The 19,182-nt window shown below is 62.2% G+C and carries 13 protein-coding genes and 1 pseudogene; 2 read left to right on the top strand and 12 right to left on the bottom strand.

Translation table 11 applies throughout. The features are described from left to right. Positions 1 to 468 precede the first annotated feature (468 nt). Positions 469 to 1,859, top strand: a pseudogene (locus BSL82_RS18970) (NRAMP family divalent metal transporter). Between the two features lie 240 nt (positions 1,860 to 2,099). Further along, positions 2,100 to 2,288 (top strand): hypothetical protein, encoded by a 189-nt coding sequence (locus tag BSL82_RS18975; RefSeq protein WP_066968773.1) that lies wholly within the window; start codon positions 2,100 to 2,102, stop codon positions 2,286 to 2,288. A 1,310-nt stretch (positions 2,289 to 3,598) separates the two neighbouring features. Here the strand turns inward: BSL82_RS18975 and BSL82_RS18985 are convergent. From BSL82_RS18985 to BSL82_RS19045, 12 genes are all read right to left on the bottom strand, one after another. Then, the gene (locus BSL82_RS18985) at positions 3,599 to 4,012 is read right to left on the bottom strand and encodes a hypothetical protein (RefSeq protein WP_096616619.1); all 414 of its coding nucleotides are present in this window, start codon (positions 4,010 to 4,012) and stop codon (positions 3,599 to 3,601) included. A 188-nt stretch (positions 4,013 to 4,200) separates the two neighbouring features. Next, positions 4,201 to 4,680, bottom strand: a complete 480-nt coding sequence (locus BSL82_RS18990; RefSeq protein ID WP_066968770.1) for an SRPBCC domain-containing protein — start codon at positions 4,678 to 4,680, stop codon at positions 4,201 to 4,203. A gap of 44 nt (positions 4,681 to 4,724) precedes the next feature. Beyond that, the gene (locus BSL82_RS18995) at positions 4,725 to 5,021 is read right to left on the bottom strand and encodes a TFIIB-type zinc ribbon-containing protein (protein WP_072599025.1); all 297 of its coding nucleotides are present in this window, start codon (positions 5,019 to 5,021) and stop codon (positions 4,725 to 4,727) included. Positions 5,022 to 5,083: 62 nt separating this feature from the next. Next, a complete protein-coding gene (locus BSL82_RS19000; RefSeq protein WP_066664317.1) occupies positions 5,084 to 6,022 on the bottom strand; it encodes a cation diffusion facilitator family transporter in 939 nt (312 codons plus the stop codon). Positions 6,023 to 6,268: 246 nt separating this feature from the next. After that, entirely contained in the window at positions 6,269 to 7,765 is a 1,497-nt protein-coding gene (locus tag BSL82_RS19005) for a TolC family outer membrane protein (RefSeq protein ID WP_066664320.1), read from the bottom strand. Next, positions 7,762 to 10,248, bottom strand: coding sequence for a heavy metal translocating P-type ATPase (locus BSL82_RS19010; RefSeq protein WP_066664323.1), 2,487 nt, complete (start codon positions 10,246 to 10,248; stop codon positions 7,762 to 7,764). Before BSL82_RS19010 ends, BSL82_RS19005 begins: the two co-directional genes overlap by 4 nt. Before the next feature lie 187 nt (positions 10,249 to 10,435). After that, entirely contained in the window at positions 10,436 to 10,903 is a 468-nt protein-coding gene (locus BSL82_RS19015; protein ID WP_072599026.1) for an SRPBCC family protein, read from the bottom strand. A 132-nt stretch (positions 10,904 to 11,035) separates the two neighbouring features. Next, a complete protein-coding gene (locus BSL82_RS19020; protein ID WP_066664362.1) occupies positions 11,036 to 11,380 on the bottom strand; it encodes a DUF190 domain-containing protein in 345 nt (114 codons plus the stop codon). Positions 11,381 to 11,391: 11 nt separating this feature from the next. After that, positions 11,392 to 14,637, bottom strand: coding sequence for an efflux RND transporter permease subunit (locus BSL82_RS19025; RefSeq protein WP_066664328.1), 3,246 nt, complete (start codon positions 14,635 to 14,637; stop codon positions 11,392 to 11,394). 3 nt (positions 14,638 to 14,640) lie between these two features. Beyond that, positions 14,641 to 15,801, bottom strand: coding sequence for an efflux RND transporter periplasmic adaptor subunit (locus tag BSL82_RS19030; protein WP_066664331.1), 1,161 nt, complete (start codon positions 15,799 to 15,801; stop codon positions 14,641 to 14,643). 226 nt (positions 15,802 to 16,027) lie between these two features. Continuing rightward, positions 16,028 to 17,335 carry a TolC family protein gene (locus BSL82_RS19035; RefSeq protein ID WP_066664334.1) on the bottom strand — a complete coding sequence of 436 codons (1,308 nt, stop codon included), beginning with the start codon at positions 17,333 to 17,335 and terminating at the stop codon, positions 16,028 to 16,030. Positions 17,336 to 17,952: 617 nt separating this feature from the next. Next, positions 17,953 to 18,975, bottom strand: coding sequence for an IS1595 family transposase (locus tag BSL82_RS19045; RefSeq protein WP_048575010.1), 1,023 nt, complete (start codon positions 18,973 to 18,975; stop codon positions 17,953 to 17,955). Between the last annotated feature and the right edge of the window lie 207 nt (positions 18,976 to 19,182).

The following is a 19,182-nucleotide window of genomic DNA, read 5'->3' on the forward strand; positions in this document are numbered from 1 at the left end:
AGATCGCGTATTCAGGCGCTTTGGGTCATCCTGTCCGCTCGCGCCACGCCTTGGCCAAGCGAGTTCTTTTCCAATGCTAGCTTGGTTCCCCAGCCTTTGCCGGAGGAGCGTCCCCTTGCCCCCTGAAAAGAGGGACGCCGCGTCATGGCTCCGGAACCACGCCGTGGGCGGGAGGCTCATGTCGATCCCTGCCTCCCCGCCCACGGCGGAAAATCGGGTGGACGGGCGCCCAGTGCTCGCCCTCCGCTTCGGAGCGATGTTTCCGGTGACGGATCTTGCACGGGTCCCGTCGCACCGCCGCGGACCGAATAGGCGGGCCGGCACTAGCATCGCTCCGAATGCACCGAACAGGCCCCAAGTTGCTCGTCTGCGGGCCGCGCCTGTTCCGACGGTCGCCAAAAAATCCGTTGGTCACCGTCCCGGCGCCTCCGGGGCTCGAGCCGTGCACCTTCTGGCGCGGGTGCGCGCATGACCGAGAGCAACGATCCTCGAGCCCTGTCCGGCAATCTAAGCCCCGCGACGAAGTTCACCCCGAGCAACGACAATGGTTCGCCTCGCGAAGCCGAGCAAGAAGCCGCGGGCGAACCTTCGAAGCCACGCCTGCGCGAAATTCTTGGTCCGGGACTGGTTACGGGCGCGTCCGACGATGATCCGAGCGGCATTGCGACCTACAGCCAGGCCGGGGCGCAGTTCGGGCTCGGTCTCGCGTGGTCGCTGCTTTTCACCTATCCGCTTATGTCGGCGGTGCAGATTATCAGCGCGCGGATCGGGCGGACCACCGGCCACGGCCTGGCCGGCAATCTTCGTCGATATTACCCCGGTCCGATTTTGCAGGTCACCGTCACCCTGCTTCTCGTCGCCAACGTGATCAACATCGGCGCAGATCTGGGCGCGATGGCCGACGCGACGCGGTTGCTGATCGGGGGCAATCAGTTCGCCCTTGTCCTGCTCTTTGGCGTCGCGTCGATCACGATGGAGGTATTTCTCAAATATAAGAGGTATGTCTCCGTGCTCAAGTGGCTCGCTGCCACGCTGCTCGCCTATTTGATTGCGGTTGTGCTTGCTGACGTCGCTTGGCGGACTGTCTTTGCGAGCATTGTGCGGCCGCATATCATCTGGCAATCCAGTTATCTAACCACGCTCGTCGCAATTTTCGGAACGACGATCAGTCCCTACCTGTTCTTCTGGCAGGCGAGCCAGGAGGCCGAGGACCTTCACGAGCGACCGCGGCAGGAGCCGCTCGTCCGAAACGGCGACGGGGGCCAGCAAGCGATCGAACGGATCGAGCTCGACACCATGATCGGGATGGGCTTCTCGAATCTCATTGCCTTGGCGATTTTAATCTCGATGGCTGCGGTGGCGGCGCGAAGCGGGCCCGTCGCGATTGAGTCATCGGCGCAAGCCGCCGAGGCGTTGCGACCGTCGCGGGGTCTTACGCATTCGCTTTGTTCGGAGCCGGCATCATCGGGACCGGCTTGCTCGCGGTGCCCGTTCTTGCGGGTTCGGCAGCTTATGCCGTGGGTGAGGCGCTGCACTGGCCGGTGGGACTCGGTCGCCGGCCGCTCGAAGCTCGTGCCTTTTACGGCACCATCGCTGTCGCGACTGCGGTTGGGATGTTGCTCAATCTCGCCTCGATAAAGCCAATCGAGGCGCTCTACTGGAGCGCGGTGCTGAATGGCGTCGTCGCGGTGCCCGTCATGATCGCAATGATGCTGGTCGCACGGAGGGAGGACGTCATGGGTCGGTGGGCGATTGGAGGAGGGCTCGCGCTCCTCGGCTGGGCGGCAACGCTGATTATGGGGCTTTGCGTCATCGGGATGCTGTACTTTTCCTTACAGCCCTTTCTCGTGGAGGCTTGAGCTGTGGTCGCTTTTCACATCGCATGGCGGGCGAACCGCAGGGCTCCGGCGTTCTGCGACGAGGACCGCCGACTCTTGCGAGTTTCGCGAAGGCGCCGGGTCCGGCGACGGCGCTTTGGACGGCGCACGTGGTTCCTATACGCGCTGTCGCTGCTTCCGCTGCCGCCTTCACTCTACCTGCTAGTGCCGGCAGCGCACCGCCAACGCCGCTTCTGTACCGCGACGGCCGGAGATGAGATCATGGCCGCGCTGTGCGTGGTGCTCGCCGTCTACCTGCTGGTCCACCTTGCCGTGTTCGCGGCTTCCATCGCCCGCGGACAAACACCCGCGACGGCGCGTCAGCTCCAAACGCTCGGGATAGCCATCGCAGTCGGCATCGCCGCGTATGTGTCGCTGGCGCTCCAGTTTTGGGAGGGGCTTTGCTTGTGAGAAAGCCATGGATCCGGATACGTTCGGCCGTCGAAGAGGAAGATCGGAACGACGAAAATACAGGTGCTAGTCCACAAAGGGCATCATTACGAAGATTCCCCCCCGACACAGGGGGTGTCAAATTTGGACTGCAGTTATTCTATTTGCTTCTGGCAAGCTGCTCAAGAACGCCCAACGACTCCGAGCGCAGCGCCCAATCGATGGCAAATCAAGCTGCGGAATCTAGTCCATCTGACGACAAAATTGTCACGAGTCGAACATTTACGTGCGACGACGAAAGCGTGATGATCATACAATTGCTTCGCAATGGTGAGATACGCCTCCACCGCCCGCCCTATTCTGATCCGATTCATCTGCGCGCATCTGGGCAAGGTAATGGTTTTGAAGGCGAGAGCGTCCGGTTAACCCTGCAAGGTCGGTTTGCTTCGTTTCGTGATGCCAATTCCACGCTTCGTTGCCGTTTGGAATAGCTCGGGCTGAATTGTTCAAATGGAGAGCATAATGCTAAAATCAATGATTATCGGCGCCATCGCGTCGCTTATCTTTGCTTACTTGATCCAAGACACTCAAGGATTGATACGTGATGTTGTCAATCCCATCGAAATCAAAGTCGTTGATGTCAGGTTGTTTTGGTCGTGGATAGTGTTCCTGTTGTGCGCGGGTTTATCCTATGTCATTCATAGATTAACAGACGCATAGCGGACGCCAAGGAACGCGCGTCTACGATCCGCCAGTGCGGACAGGCGAAGCCGGAAAAGTAAGCTGGATACCGTGCCGACGGTTCTGACGGTGGATTGAAACGCCGGCTTTTCATCCCGGTCCTTGTTTTTAGTCGAGATGCGGTGGCCTGGCTCGATCCCTCTCAGCTCGATACTCGATCCTGACACTCTTGATCTCAAGCGGGTCGGTCGTCGGCAGTTCAGCGCTGAACGATGCGGATCGGCTCCCCCGCGGTGACAATGTTCCCCATCTGGTGTCCGCAACGATCGGTGCGCGCCTGTCGTCGAACAGGCCTTCAACATGGAGATGACCCCAAACGGGTCCTCGAAAAAGCATCGGCCGCCGGACTCTTCCCATCACGAGGACGCCCTTGTTTGTCCGATAGGTACGGACGCCATAGATTTCGAGTGGCTTACTGGGGCTGACAATGATTGTGGTCTGGAGTGGTGGACCGGAGACACAACCGGCTAGAAGACCCAGGATGGTGATGACTGGCAGAGCATAAATGCCTCTGTTCATTGCAACTCCCCCTTCAATTTCGGTGCATCTTCATCCGGCTTTGCCGTCGGCTGCGGATTAGAGCGTTGGCGTCAGGCGCGTTTGCATGTGCGGGAGGGCTTTTTTGGCTCATCAAGTTTGATGTCCTTGCCATTGAGCGTGAGATTCATACCGTCGCCTACATAGGCGAGCCCTTGGGCTGGCGCCGTCAAGCGGAGTGACGGGCCAGTAGGCCCGCGCTTGACATTGATGGACGTTTCGTCCGCCAGAAAGTCGATATAGAGGACATCCCCACCCACGCATCTGTAGGTATGACTGGCCACGATGGCGGGCGGCATTTGGATAGAGGCTGTTGTGTTCGTAGCAGCGTTGCGTGCGTTGGTCTGATCCGGTTCAGAACATCCGGCGAGAAAGCCAACAAAGGGAACTGCCAAGAGAAGAGGGAACAGGCGGCGCGACGGAGGGATGCGGTGGAGCAAACCTTCATCCTTCAAGGAAAAAATCATAGTCCATCCTTCCATATATCTCGCTTCGAGCAGGATCGACCAACGTCTGAATTTCACCTCGTAGGGTGTCGCCGTGGGCGCGGGGGCGCGCGCCCACGGCGTGGTCCGCGCCGCAAGGGAAGATGGCACCGTCTGGCGGGTGCCTTTCTCCCGAAAATCGCTTGCGGGGGACCAAACTCGCGGACCCGTCAGGCATTCGGCCGAAATCCCTTCCTCGGACGTTTCTTGGGCGACGGAGGCCGAGCAGGCGTGAGGTGCCGCTGAAACAGCCGGTCGGTGATCTCGAGCATCTTGGCGAAATTTTTCCGCATATTCCTGTGCTTCAGCGCGGAGAGAAGGCCGGTGCAGCGAAAGCTGTGAACCAGCCGCGACCCAACGGGGACGGGTACAACGCAATAGCTCTCCTCGAACGTCATCAGTCCGCCAAATCCGAAGCGGAAGGTCATGCATCTTTGCGGCTCGAGCGCTGTGATGCGGGCGTCGACGGTCCAAAACCGCGGTTTGTTCGATCTCATCCTGAAGGAATATTCGACAAGCGCGCCTTGCTCGAGCTGCCCGGAAATCCGAACAAACGGGCTCCACCGCGGATAGTCGTCAAAGCGGGTGAGTGCCGCCCAAACCTTGGGCGGCGAGGCATGCAGGATTGTTTCATTTTCTTCTGCGAACATGCTTCTCTCCCGGGCCGCCGCTCGTGCGGCGGGTCAGCTTCTGATCAGTCGAACAGGTCCGAAAGAAAGCCGCGCCGGCGCTTATAACCATGGTGGCCCGAACGGTGGCGGTCGTCTTGGTGCCCCCATGGCTGGGAGCCCTCCCGACTTTCGTCCCGGGGCGGCTGCGGCATGGCGGTTTCGGAGCGCTCGATGATCTTGTCGAGCTCCCCGCGATCGAGCCACACCCCGCGGCATTGCGGGCAGAAGTCGATTTCGACGCCCTGCCGCTCGGAGATCGACAGCGTGACCTTGCAAACGGGGCAGAGCATGCCTTGTCCTGCATCTGCGGCTGAACTCATGATTGTCTCCTCTCGGTTGTCTGAAGATCTGAGCCTTCAACTTGGGCGAAATACATTGGCGGTCAGGTGTGCGTGGAACGCACCTCCGCGCACTCTTTACTTTCGGTCTGGATGGTCGCGTGCTCGATTTGAAAGGCCTGCGCGAGCATCTGTGCCACGCGGTTCCGTGTCGCCTCCGCTTGCGCGATGTCATCGACCACGACGTGAACAGAGCAGCTGACATTGCCGCTTGTGATCGACCAGACGTGAAGATCATGGGCACTTTGCACGCCCGGGACCGCGCCGATCGCCCTGCGCACCTCATCCAGGGACATGCCACGCGGCACGCCCTCCAGCAGGACGTTCGCCGTATCGCGCAGCAAAATCCAGGTCCGCGGGAGCACCCAAAGGCCGATGCCGACCGCGACGACCGGATCGATCCAGGTCATACCGGTGAAGCGAATGGCTATCGCCCCGGCGATGACCCCGATCGAGCCGAGCATGTCAGCCCAGACTTCGAGATATGCGCCTTTGAGATTGAGGCTCCGCTCCTTGCCGGACTGCAACAAGCGCATCGACACCAGATTGATGATCAGACCGGCTATCGCGACGGCGAGCATGCCCCCCGACTGCACGGGTTCGGGATCGCGGAAGCGGTTGATTGCTTCCACCAAAACATAAATCGCGACGGCAAAGAGCATGAGCGCGTTGAATGCGGCCGCCAAGATCTCGAAGCGTCTGTAGCCGAAGGTCCGTTGATCATCGGCCGGACGCGCTCCGATCCGGATCGCCATGAGAGCGATGGCCAGCGCTGCGACGTCGGTCAGCATGTGGCCGGCGTCCGAAAGAAGGGCGAGGCTGTTGAAGACAAATGAACCGATTACTTCCACGACGAGGAAAGTGCTGGTGAGAATGAGGGCGAACACCAGCATCCGGCTGTTCGCATCTTTGCCGTGATCATGCGCCGGCGGTGCCGCAATATTGGGCTTGCCGGTCACCGGATTATCCAGCTTGTCGGACATGGACGGTCTCCTTTTGCGGATCGGCGCTTTGCTCCGTCATTGGATCACCGCTCTGTCGGCAGCTCGGCGTCTGCAAGGGCATGCCGGAGGAGTCGAGCATGGCATCGCGGCGCAGCATTGGTCCGTTCGTGCGGCGAAAGGTTCGATCAATAAGCCTTAGACCCTGGCCCTCAGTTCCGAGGTCGGAACCTGTGCATTCCCTCAATCGCTCTTGAGGCCGAGCTAACGTGCATGAGGCAAAGGTCTTCATGGTCTGTCCGCGCTATCGGGAGCGCGCAGTTCCAGTGGTGCTGGACGCACGGCCGTGGGCGGCACACCGTCATCGACAGAATGACCGGGCGCCGCCGGAACAAATTCGATGCCGCTGTCGGGATCAATGTCGAGCGCTGGCGGGCCAGGCGTCGTCTTGCGGCTGAAGCCCGGTTCGAACAGCGTCCCTCCGAAAAGATTGAGATCGCGCGCTTCCGCCCGACCCATTGCCGCGAGCAGGGTGAAACCTGCGACATAGGCATCGCGCTCGGCGGTCACGAGTTGCACGCGGCTATTGAGAAGCTCCTGCTCCGCATTGAGCACGTCGAGAACATTGCGGGTACCGACTGTGTTCTCGGCACGGACGCCCTCCAGTGCGAGCTCATTCGCCGCGATCGCGGCCCTGGATGACTGGATCACGGCCTGCGTCGCCTGATAGCGCGAATAGGCGGCACGGGCTTCCGCGACGACACGGCGCTCGATGAATATGGTCTGCTCGAGCGCCTGGCTTTCAAGGGCGGTAGCGCGCCGCACTTGGGCCGCGGGCAGGCCCCCTTGATAAAGGGGGATGGTTGCCGAAAGCCCGATGGTTGCCGTCGTTTGCGCCTGTTGAAAGACGCGCCCAGGCAGTGTGCTGGTGAGCGAGCCCAGATAATTGTTGTAGCCGCCGCTTCCAACCGCCGAGAGCCTGGGCAGGCGCGATGCGCCCGCCACGCGGACATCGTAGCGCGCGGCCCTTGCGTCTGCCTTTGCGGCGAGAAGCTGGGGATTGTTCTCGACCGCGATCGCGACGGCCTGGGCAGGCGTTCCGGGCAACCCCGGCAAGGCCGGCGGCTGCTCGAGGTCGCGCGCGGGCAGGCCGACGAAGCGGAGATAATTCTCAAGGCTGGTATCCAGCTGTGCCAGTGCCGTCTCCAGCTGGCCTCGCGCCACTGCGAGACGCGCTTCGGATTGGGCAACATCGGTGCGGGTCAGATCCCCCACTTCGAAGCGGTCTTGTGAAGCCTGGAGGTTCGTCTCGAGGACAGCGACATTGCGGCGGTTGAGTTCGACGACCGCATCGTCGCGCATGACGTCCATGTAGACCGAGACAATGGCCGTGAAGACATCGGCTTCGGTGAAACGCAAGTTCGCCCGCCCGGCCTCCACGCGCGCGTCGGCGGCGCGGATCGAGTTCTTCACGCGGCCGCCTTGGTAGAGAGGAAATGTCAAATTCGCGTTGGCATTTGCAGACCGCAAAGGGGCGGAGAAGCTGTTGGCGGATCGCACAACGAATTCCTGATAATCTGCGGTGGCGCTCAGTGTCGGACGCCCGGCCGCCTTGGCGATGGGCACGCCTTCGTCGGTGGCACGCAGCCCAGCTCTTGCCGCCGTCAAGCTGGGGTTGGTGCGATAGGCATGGATCAGTGCTTGCCGCAGGGTTTCGCCGTGGGCGGCGCTGCTAGCGACCAGTGGCAGCGCCGCAATAAACCATTTCGAGAATCCGTTGCTCACTGAGAACCCCCGTTGTCGCGATAGGCCAGCAACCGAAGCGCATTAAAAACGACAAGCAGCGTCGAGCCTTCATGGGCCATGACCGCCGGTCCTATCCCGAGGCCCATGATCGTCGCCGGCACGAGCAAGGCGACGACGCCCAGGCTGACGACCAGATTTTGCCGGATGATCCAGCGGGTGCTGCGGCTGAGGCCGACCGCGAACGGCAGATGCGCGAGATCGTCGGCCATCAGCGCGACATCGGCGGTCTCGAGCGCGACGTCCGAACCAGCGGCCCCCATGGCGATGCCCACCGTCGCATTCGCGATGGCAGGTGCATCATTGACGCCATCCCCGACCATCGCGACCGGCGTTTGGGCGCGGAGCTTTTTGATTGCCTCGACCTTGTCCTCGGGCATCAAGTCGCCCCAGGCTTCCTCGATGCCGACTTCCGCAGCGACCGCAGTGGCTACACGCTGATTGTCGCCCGACATCATGATCATGCGCTGGATGCCCAGCGCCCTGAGGCGAGCGATTGCGTCCTTTGCGGCAGCGCGCGGCGTATCCATGAGCCCTATGGCGCCCAGGTCGCGATCACCGAGGCGCACGACCATTGTCGTACGACCCTGTTCGCGCAGGCGCTCGATTGTTTGCGCCGTCTCATCCGAGAGAGGCGCGAAGCCATCCCGACCGAACATTTCGGCCTTGCCGATGAGCACCGTCTCGCCGTTGACCCGGGCCTTTACGCCGCGGCCCGTCAGACTGGCCATATCCGTTGCTGCGGGGATCGGTTGCTCGTCGAGAAATTGCTCACCATCCCGCGCAATGGCTTCAGCGAGCGGATGATCGCTGAGCCGCTCGACGGCTACGGCAATCGCCATGAGTTCGTCGTCATCGACACCCGTCGCCGGCACGATGTCGGTGATGCGCGGCCGACCCGCGGTGAGCGTCCCGGTCTTGTCGAACGCCAAGGCATTCAGAGACCCGAGTGCCTCAAGCGGCCCGCCGCCCTTGATCAGTACGCCCCCGCGCGCCGCGCGCGCCACGCCCGACAAAACGGCGCTCGGCGTGGCGATGGCGAGCGCGCAGGGGCTAGCCGCTACGAGCACGGCCATCGCCCTATAAAAGCTGTCGCGGAACGGTTCGTCGATGACGACCCAGGCGAACAGCAACCCGACCACTAGAGCTAGGACGGAGGGCACGAACACCCGCTCAAAACGGTCGGTGAATCGCTGGGTTGGCGATTTTTGCGTCTCCGCTTCGCTCACCATTTTGACCACCTTGGCCAGCGTCGTATCGGCGGCAAGGCGAGTGACGGCGATTTCGATCGCTCCCGGACCGTTGATGGTGCCGGCGAATACGCGATGCTGAGCGGAAACCTTGTCAGGCTGGGCTGCCGCCTGGGCTCGGTCCGGCACCGGCTCCTTATCGACGGGGACGCTTTCGCCTGTCACGGGGGCTTGGTTGACGCTCGATCGCCCGACCACGACGAACCCGTCTGCTGCCAGCCGTTCATTGGGCTTTACGACTACGGTGTCGCCAATGACGAGTTCCTCGACGGGAACTTCGCTCAGACCGCCGTCGCCTCGCCGAACCATGGCAGTGCGCGGCGCCAATTCAGCCAAGGCCTCGATCGCGCGTTTGGCCCGGCCCATGGCGTAATGTTCGAGCGCATGCCCGAGGCTGAACAGGAACAGAAGAAGAGCGCCTTCGGCCCAGGCGCCCAAGGCACCCGCGCCCGCTGCCGCCACGAGCATCAGCGTGTCGATTTCGAAACGCTTTAGCCGTAGATTCTCGATCGCTTCGCGGAGAGTGAACCAGCCGCCGAAGACATAGGCGGCTAGAAAGCAGGCGAGCGGAATCCACGCAGGAGCCGTCGTCAGCTTCTCGATCGCAAATCCGGTCGCGAGCGCTCCGCCGCAAATCAGCGCGAAGATCAACTCGGTATTGGCACCGAAGATTCCACCATGGGTATGCTCATGTTCCCCTTCGGCGTGGTCGTGCTCGGCATGATCGTGAGCTTTCGTCGCGGCCGTCGCCGAAGCTGCACCGATTTCCGGCCGTGGGCGGACACTCATCTGGGCCAGCGCCTTGCGAATTTCCGCCTCCGTCAGTTCGGATCGGCTGAATTCGACACTGATGGCGCCAACTGCGCTCGCCTCGGCTTCGACGATCCCCGGCATTTTGCGAAGCCGATCGGCGACCGTGCGGGCCTTGCGGGCGTGGGTCAGTCCATCAACCGACCATTGGATATGCTGATATTTTTCGGTGAGCGCAGCGCCAGCGCCATTGGCGATTTCCCGTACCCGCTCGAGCGACAGGATGGTCGGATCATAGTGAATGCAGAGTTGTGCCGGCGTATCGTCGTGGCTCGCCACGACGTGCGCTTCCTGGACGCCCGTGCGGCCTTGCAATTCAATTGTCAGCCTGCCTATGCAGCGGTCAGCCTCATCTTTGATTTCCGGCAGCAGAAGCGGAATATCGAGGCGCACTTGGTCTTTCATTGCTGCTGTCCTCTTCCCATCAACCCGCGCATGAGTGAGCGCGCAGCTACGGAGGCTGGTCTTCGCCGATGGTGAGGTGCGGGCGCGACGAACGCCCGCACCTCAAGACGCCGACGCTGGCGGAACCAAAGATGGCGGGGTCGGCCTTCGCTGAACGAATCCTCCGCATGGACGGACGGCGGAAAGCTCATCGAGGACGGGCATTTCGCTGCGCGTAGCGCGATATCACCGTACCCCGTCGAAGATGGCGCTCGAGCGAGTCGCCAGTCCTGACGAGCTGACGTCGCAAGAATGGACTTGTGACAATCCCTGGCCACGAGCCGATGCCCGAACAGCATAGTCGATGCGTAAGCCGGGTGCCTTCGGGCGACTTCTTCAAATGAAACCCTTCCTCGATCTGGAGCAGCCCTTTGATGCCCACGCGCCAGGCGAAGTGGCAGGGCCGTTCGAGGCAAACGATCCTTCCGTCGGCCGAAATAACAGGGTCGGTCCAGCCCGGTCGCCAGTAGGTACAGAGGAGTTTTTTCGGATCGGCGGGGTCGCTCTCGAGCCCGACAGTCGGATGCCAGTCGCGATAGCGATCGACGTCGACTAGTACCCGCCACACCCGCGCCAGAGGCGCAGACAATGATATCGAGTTCGCTACCGTAAACATAGCTCGTCATCCCACGAGAGCCGGAAGCCGCCCGTGTTGCGCTGGTGGCCACATCGGACACGCGAAGGTAGTGCCGCCTGCCGTGCGCGATGCTTGAAGGATCGCGCGATTCACGTGGGGATCCGATGCGGGTCATGGATTTGTACCCGGCAGTCCCTGCTTGGCCTTCCCGCCAAGAATTTCCACAGGTTCCAGTGTCATCAGTCCGATGTCGGGAATATCGTCGAGTGCCACGGCAAAGCTTCTCAACTTGGCGTCGTCATCGACGATCTCGATAAGGAGCGCCCGGTCGTTTTCGAAAACATGGCGCCGGTGCATGTGCGCCGAGCGGCCGAACCCCAACCGCGCCTCCAGAACCGTGACGCCAGCCAGGCCCGCATCCCTTGCCCGGGATGCAATAACTTCAAATACCCTGCGATCACCCAGATAGGCGCCTTCGTCAGTGTAGATTCGCAACAGCTTGATTGCTTCAGTCATGATCTTCTCCTTCACGCCGGCTCGGGTGCGTTCGGCTCGACTTGTTCTTCGCGCTTGCGGCGCTTGCCTTCGGTTGCACCGAGCACCACCTTTGCGATCGCCGGCAAAACGAGGAGGGTCAGGATCGTCGCCGCGATCAGGCCGCCAATCACTGTGGTCGCCAGCGGCTTCTGGACTTCAGCGCCGGTCCCCGTGGCGATCGCCATTGGTATGAAGCCGATTGCCGGGACGAAGCCGGTCATGATGACCGCGCGCATTTTCTCGGCCATGCCTTCCCGGATTGCCTCAATCAGAGGTAGCCCATGTTCCTGGCGTTCACGAATGGCCGTCATCACAACGAGGCCGTTCAGAACCGAAACACCGGCCAGCACGATAAGCCCAACCGCTGCCGAGACGGAGAAGTTGATCCCGGTTAAGATGAGGGTGAAAATCCCCCCGGCGAGTCCCAGCGGTACGGTCAGGAAGACCGCTGTCGCGCGGCCTGCCGATCCAAGGGCCATGAAAAGCAGGACGAAGATGGCGACAAAAGCCAGCGGAACCACAATCGACAATCGGGCGGTGGCCGCTTGCAAATTCTCGAACTGTCCGCCCCATTCGAGATAGTAGCCAGCCGGCAGCTTCACCTGCGCGATCTTCGCCTGCGCTTCCTGGACGAACGAGCCTGCATCGCGCCCTTCCAGGTTCAACTGGACAACAACGCGGCGCTTGCCGTTCTCGCGTCTTATCTCGTTAAGTCCTTCGGTGAACCGTATCTGGGCCACTTGTGCGAGCGGGACCTGTCGGCGCATTGCGCCCGGTTCTTCGGGCAAGAGGACCGGCAGCGAGCGGATGTCGTCAAGGTTGACGCGGGTTGCATCCGGCACGCGTACCGTGATGTCGAAGCGCCGATCGCCTTCGTAGAGCAGTCCCGATTCTCGCCCGCCCAGTGCCGCAGCGACCGTGTCGGCGACTTCCTGTACGGTCAGCCCGTAACGCGCGATCATCGCGCGATCGAGTTTCACGTCGAGCACCGGCGCACCGCCGACCTGGTCCGCCTTCACGCTGCTCGCTCCGGGGATCGCTTGCAGCACCCGCACCATCTCGTTGGCGGTCTGCGACATCTTGTCGAGATCGTCGCCGTAGAGCTTGATCGCAACGTCGCCGCGTACGCCTGAGATCAGCTCGTTGAAGCGCAGCTCGATGGGCTGGCTGACCTCGTAGAGCTGGCCAAGCTGGCCGCGAGCGGCCTTTTCGACGCGCTCAATCACATCGGCTTTGGTCGCGACGCCTGCCGGCCATTGGTCCTGCGGCTTCAGGATCACGAAGGCATCGGAAACGTTCGGCGGCATCGGGTCGGTGGCGACCTCGGCGGTACCGGTCTTGGAAAACATGAGCTCCACTTCCGGAAGCTTTTTGACCGCTTCCTCGACCTTGCGCTGCATCGCCAGGGATTGTTCGAGGCTCACCGAGGGCACGCGCGTCGAGGCGAGCGCCAGGTTCTTTTCATCGAGTTGGGGAATGAACTCTGAGCCGAGAAGGCCAAACGCCGGTATTGCCGCCAAAAAGAAGGCGAGACCGCCTAGAATGAACGGCCACGGCCGAGCGAGCGCCTTGTCGAGCAGCGGCAGATAACGATCCTTGCTCTTGCGGATCAGCCACACCTCCTTCTCGGCAACACGTCCGCGAATGAGCAGCGCCACCAGTGCGGGCACCAGCGTGATCGAGAGGATGAACGCGGAGACAAGCGCCAGCATGATGGTGATCGCCATGGGCGAGAAGGTCTTGCCCTCGACACCCGTGAACATCAGAAGCGGTGCGAAGGAGAGGAGGATGATCACCTGGCCGAACACGGTCGGTTTGATCATCTCCTGCGAAGCACGCATCGTTTCTTCGAGCCGCTCCCGAAGCGTCAGCAGCCGTCCTTCGTGTTCCTGACGATGCGCCAGTCGCGCCAGGCAGTTCTCGATGATGATCACGGCGCCATCGACGATCAGACCAAAGTCCAATGCGCCAAGGCTCATCAGATTGCCCGGCACGCGAAACGCGTTCATCCCCATCGCCATCATGAGGAATGAAAAGGGGATGACGAGGGTGGCGATGATGGCCGCGCGCCAGTTGCCGAGCAGCAGAAACAGCGACGCCGCGACCAGCAGCGCACCCTCAGTGAGGTTGCGTTCAACCGTCCCCACCGTCGCATTGACCAGCTTGGCCCGGTCGAGAACGATCTTGACTTCAATGCCCGGCGGCAGCGTTTTCGAAACCTGATCGAGCTTGGCGGAAACATCCTGGGCCACGATACGGCTGTTCTCGTTGATGAGCATGAGGACGGTACCAATCACCGCCTCCTCGCCGTTCATGCTGCCCGCGCCCGTGCGCAGATCACCGCCAATCCTGACGTTGGCGATCTGGCCGACAGTGATCGCAACGCCGCCGCGCGTTGCCGCAACGGCGTTCCGAATCTCGTCGACGGAACGCGCGCGGGCATCGACGCGGACGAGGTAGGCTTCGCCGCCACGGTTATAAAAATTGGCGCCAACAGCGAGGTTGGCTTTTTCCAGCGCCTCGCCGAGCTCGCTGTAGGAAATTCCGAAATTGGTCAGCTTGGTCGGATCGGGTTCGACGACGAAGTTTTTCGCGTAGCCACCGATCGAGTCGACACCCGCCACGCCCGGCACCGCCTTCAATTGCGGGCTGATGATCCAGTCCTGCACGGTTCGCAGATAGCCGGCCTTCTGAACCTCGTCGGTCAACCGGTCCCCCTCAGAAGTGAGATAACTTCCGTCGGGTTGCCAGCCGGGCTGTCCGGCAATCTTCTTCGCGCCCTTGCCGTCCGGATTGGTATAGCCGACAGTATACATGACGATCTCGCCGAGACCGGTTGTCACCGGCCCGATCTGCGGTTGGACGCCGTCAGGCAGGTTCTCGGTCGCCTGCCTCAGCCGTTCGCCAACCTGCTGGCGCGCAAAATAAAGATCGGTGGATTCCGAGAATATGGCGGTAACCTGGCTGAACCCATTGCGCGAGAGGGACCGCGTCGTTTCAAGCCCCGGAATGCCGGCGAGGGAAATTTCGACCGGGTAGGTGACGAGCTTCTCGATTTCGACCGGCGACAGACGAGGATCGACGGTGTTGATCTGCACCTGGTTGCTGGTGATGTCCGGCACCGCGTCAATCGGCAGCTTGGTCAGCTGCCAAATGCCGAGGCCGGCGACCGCGAGGAAGATGAACAGGACCGCCCAGCGTGCGCGGACGGCGAGCGCAATGAGACTTGCAATCACGGTTTATTCCTCCTCGCCCGCGCCCTTGCCGAGCTCGGCCTTGAGCAGGAATGCATTTTGAGTTGCGATCATCTGGCCTGGCTTCAGGCCTGAGAGGACCTCGACGCGGCCGGCACTGCGTCGTCCGATCGTCACCTTTTGCGCGCGGAAGCCCTGATTGGTCCGCACGAAGACAACATCTCGTCCTTCAAGGGATTGCAGCGCGTCCTCCGAGATGACGATCGCATCCGACACTTCACCGCGGCTCGGCAGGAGGCGAACGCGCACGGCAAGCCCAGGCTGCAGACTTCCCGTAACATCAAGCACAGCCGTGGCGGAACGCGTCTCACCGCCAAGACCAGGCGTAACGGCACGCACACGAGCGTCTATCGTTCGGCCGTCGGGTAGCTCGATGATGGCCCGGTCGCCGGGAGCAAGCCGCTGGGCGTCAATTGGCCCGACGGCAGCTTCGATTTGCACTTTCGAGGGGTCGGCGATGCGAAACAACTCGGTCTCCGGTTGCACGAAAGCGCCAAGGCTGACGCTTTCCGCCGTCACCCGCCCGGAGATCGGGCTGGCCACTATCGCGCCGCTGCCATCGCGCGTGACGTTCGCAGCACCGGCCGCAACCTGAGCTCTTCGGGCTTCGGCCGCAGCGGCCGCGGCCTCTGCCTGCGCCTGCTCATAGTCGGCGCGGGCGGTTACCTTCTGCTCATAGAGATGGCGCTCCCGCGCGAGCGTGCGCTGGGCCAGAACCGAGCGCGCGTCGGCCGCCGTCCGGTCCGCGGCGATCTGGGCGGCATCTCGACTCTGCACTATGGCCAGCGTCTCTCCCGCGCGTACAGGATCGCCCAGCCGTTTGAGCACTTGCGTGACCGCGCCGCCGGCACGGGCAGTCACGATCGCTTCACCGGCCGGCGTCGCGGCAACTGTGCCCTGCGCAAGGATTTCGGAGCCAAGGCCGCCCGGCTGCACCGCTTCTACACCGATGGCAGCTTTGCGGATCGCCTCTGCAGTCATCGCGAGGCTATCGGTGGGGGTTTCCGTCGTCTCTTCGGCCTTTCCAGCACTTGGCGCTTCCGCAGCAGGATCCGCGGTGCAGCGCGCGACTGAGAAGCCACCGACTGCGGCGAGCAGAACGGCACCAGCCACCCCGCCGAGGAGGCGTTTATCTTGTGTGATCATTCAACATCTCCGAATATCGAGTGGGCTGGCTGCGGGAGGGCGCGCGTCCCGGCGAGCCGCGAGGCAGAGGCTAAGAAAAGCGGAGTGGTGCCGCCTGTCGGATCCGGCACGGCGGGCAGGGCGCGTGTCTGGTCAGGTTCGACGTAAGCGTCCTGAGCCCGCAGGCGTGCATGAAAAACAGCCGGTCCAAGCGGCAGGTGGTCGCCGTTCCTTGAGAGAAGCTGGTTCATTGTTCCAAGTCCACTTCGCTCGCCGCCGCTGCCTGGCGCGCCAGCGTGGCTTGAGCTTCCGCCCGCGCGCGTCGCGCCGCGATGAGTTCGGCCTGTGTCGAGGCATAGGCCTGCTGAGCATCGAGCAGTTCGATCAGCGAGGATTTGCCGGCCCGGTATGATAGCTGCGCAAGACGCAGCGCCTCGCGCGCCTGGCCGATGCCGCTGCCTTCAAGGGCCGTGACGCGTGCCTCGGCGGCGGCCAAGGCCGCACGCGCGTTGGCGATTTCCGCCTGGGTGTTGGCGAGAACACTGTTGCGCCGCGCTTCAGCCGATTGAATTTCGGACCGCGCGGCTGCGATGTTGCCTTGGTTCCGATCAAAGACCGGCAGCGGCACCGAAAGGCTGGCAATCAGTGCCCGGTCACCTGTTTCGCGCAATTGGCGCACCCCCACACCAATGGACGGGTCAAGACGACCCTCCGCGCGGGCTTGGCGCAGTTGCGCATCAGCAATGACCCGTTCGGCTTCGGCAAGACGCACGTCGAGCGTCGCCATCGCATCGACATTCCTGGGCGGCGCCAGCAGGTCGCTACCGCTAAGCTCAGCCGGCGGGGTGTCCACGCCAAAGAGCGCTGCGAGCGAGCGGCGGGCATTCACTTCATCGGCTTCGGCCGCGCGGAGCGCCGCCGTCGCCTGTGCAAGGGCCGCGTCGGCGCGCAGCCCCCGCAGAGGGGGCTCCTTCCCCGATTCCACAAGTTCGCGCGCGATGCGAGACAACTCGCGCGCGCGCTCTTCATTTTCCCGCGCAAGCGCCAGGTTGTCGCGCACGGCTATGCCGAATGCGAAGAGAGAGCGGACCTGCTGGCCGAGCTCGGCACGAGCGATCGCGAAGCGGTATTCCTGTGCGGCAAGTTGGGCTTCGGCAAGCGTCATCCGCGCCTTGCGCCTGCCGCCGATGTCGAGCCTCTGATTGACCGAGGCCGTCGTTTCGGTGCCGTTGAAACCCGAATAGGGGCCCGTGCCGGCGAAATTCTCGACTTCGACGTTAAGGATGGGATTGTACCTAAACCGTGCCTGGCGCAGGCGCCCGCGCGCCGCTTCGACATCGGCGCGGGCCGCCACGAGAGCTGGAGAGCGGGCTTCGGCTTCCTCAAGCGCCTGAGGGAGTGTCAGGACCGGGGGTAAGGGGCCGGTTCGGACCTCGGGCGGCACCGATTGTGCCATGGGACCGGCGATAGGCCGATTGTCCGCCTGAGCCGAAGCGGGCGTGACCGATATAGCCACGAGCGCCGCAGCCATGGCGGGCGCAAACATAGGATGCATGTATGAAGAACTCCTGACAAACCGAAGGCGCGCGCCTGGGCACAGCCAGGCGAAGCTTCAGCTGTCAGGCAATCGGAGGTCGGAAAGTGTCGGAACGGGTCGGGGGAGCGAGACCTGCACGATTCCGCAGCAGCACGACTCGGACGGGAGCTATGCGCTCGATCTCGGGCGCGGACGCAACCGGAATTCCCACATGATGGCCGTGACAGCCATGAAATTTCACCGACATCTTTGAGGGATCGGATTGGCTCTTGTCGCTCTTCTTCGAGTAGCTCCCGCAAGCGTCCATGGACGCCAATACACGCGTGCCCGACCCCGGCTCAGCGGCATGGGCCATAGCTCCCGCCGTCACGCCGAAGGCGAGCAACAGGCTGAGAACTATGGAGAGCCACCCTTTCATCGGTTGACCATCTAGCCTCTCTCAAGTTGAAAAGGAAGAGGTAAATTCCAAACCAGAGTGAATTCGCGTGGCGGGCATCGACGGCTCGCCTCGATGTTATGTTGTTACATCCTATGGGCCCAACTTGCGTCGATGTTTATCTTCATTCAATTGCATTTATCCGGCGGCTTCTAAGAGGAAGACCCAAAAACGTAAAATATGGACCGTGCCTATCCGCTTAAGGCATACACCCACTAGATATGGTATGGTGGGTCCATTGGCCTGAGTAGAGTTCGGCAAAGGTCGGCGCCTCGATATCACTGGCGATCCCGAGGAGGGATCGGAAGGCGTTGAACGGGTAGAAGCGGCGATTGAAGCGGAAAGTGAACTCGTTGAGGTAGGCTTGCAGATGCTTGGTGCTGACGCCGTGGTGGATGCCGTTGAGCCACGCTTTGAGGTTTGAGAACACCAGATGGACGATGGGCAGGAACTCTTCGGACACCTCCGGGTCGCCACACTGGGCGATGGCGTGATGGTCGTAACCGCCGCCCTGCAACCCGCTATAGCCGCTCCAATCATCGGTGATGACCAGCGTTCCCGGCTCGACCGCGCTCTGTACAAAGCCACCAAGGGCACCGGCACTGCGGTCTGCACCGATGGCCAATCGAACCCTTCCGGCATAGCGTCCGTTCCGGCGGCGGTCCTGGCCAGTGCCAGGCTCCCGGTGACGAACTTCGACGGCGGCGACCACCAGCGTTTTGTGGTGGGTTCCCCGGCCTTCGCCGCGCGTTCGCCCGCCGATCCAGGTCTCATCGACCTCGACATGCTGACCGCTCTGCCCGCCGATCCGATCCTGATCGGGGCGCACCATCGCGGCGCGCAGTTTATGGAGCAGGCCAAAGGCCGTCTCGTACCGGGTCAGGCCAAGCTGGCGCTGCAACTGGACGGCAGATATGCCGGTCGTCTGACTCGCAACCAGGTAAGCGGCCCAGAACCACACGCTGAGCGGGATGTGGCTTCGTTCCATGGCCGTGCCGACCATCAGGCCGGTCTGACGGCGACACGAGCGGCACATCAGGATGACAGGCCGAGTGGTGAAACGAAACGGATCGCCGACGACGCCACAGCGTGGGCACGCAAATCCATCAGGCCAGCGAGCTTTTTCAAGCCAGGACGCGCAAGCGCCATCATCCGGGAAAAGCCGCTGGAACTCGGGGAGGGATTTCGGGAACGGCAGCTTGTCGCGGTCAAGAACGTCCACAATCCCCACCCTTTACAACCGCTTTGGGTGGCACCAAGCCGCAGGAAAAGTCAGGCGCGCGCCACAAGGCAGCCACTAGATGTAGTGGGTGTATGCGTCAAGCGGATAGGCACGATATGGACAATGAAGTATTGGCTGGCTATTCACGTGTTTAGATGGAGAAATGTACCTACCGAGGTGCGGATTCTCGTATGATACTTTTCTTGA

It is taken from the genome of Tardibacter chloracetimidivorans, assembly GCF_001890385.1.
In the GTDB taxonomy this organism is placed as follows: Bacteria; Pseudomonadota; Alphaproteobacteria; order Sphingomonadales; family Sphingomonadaceae; genus Tardibacter; species Tardibacter chloracetimidivorans.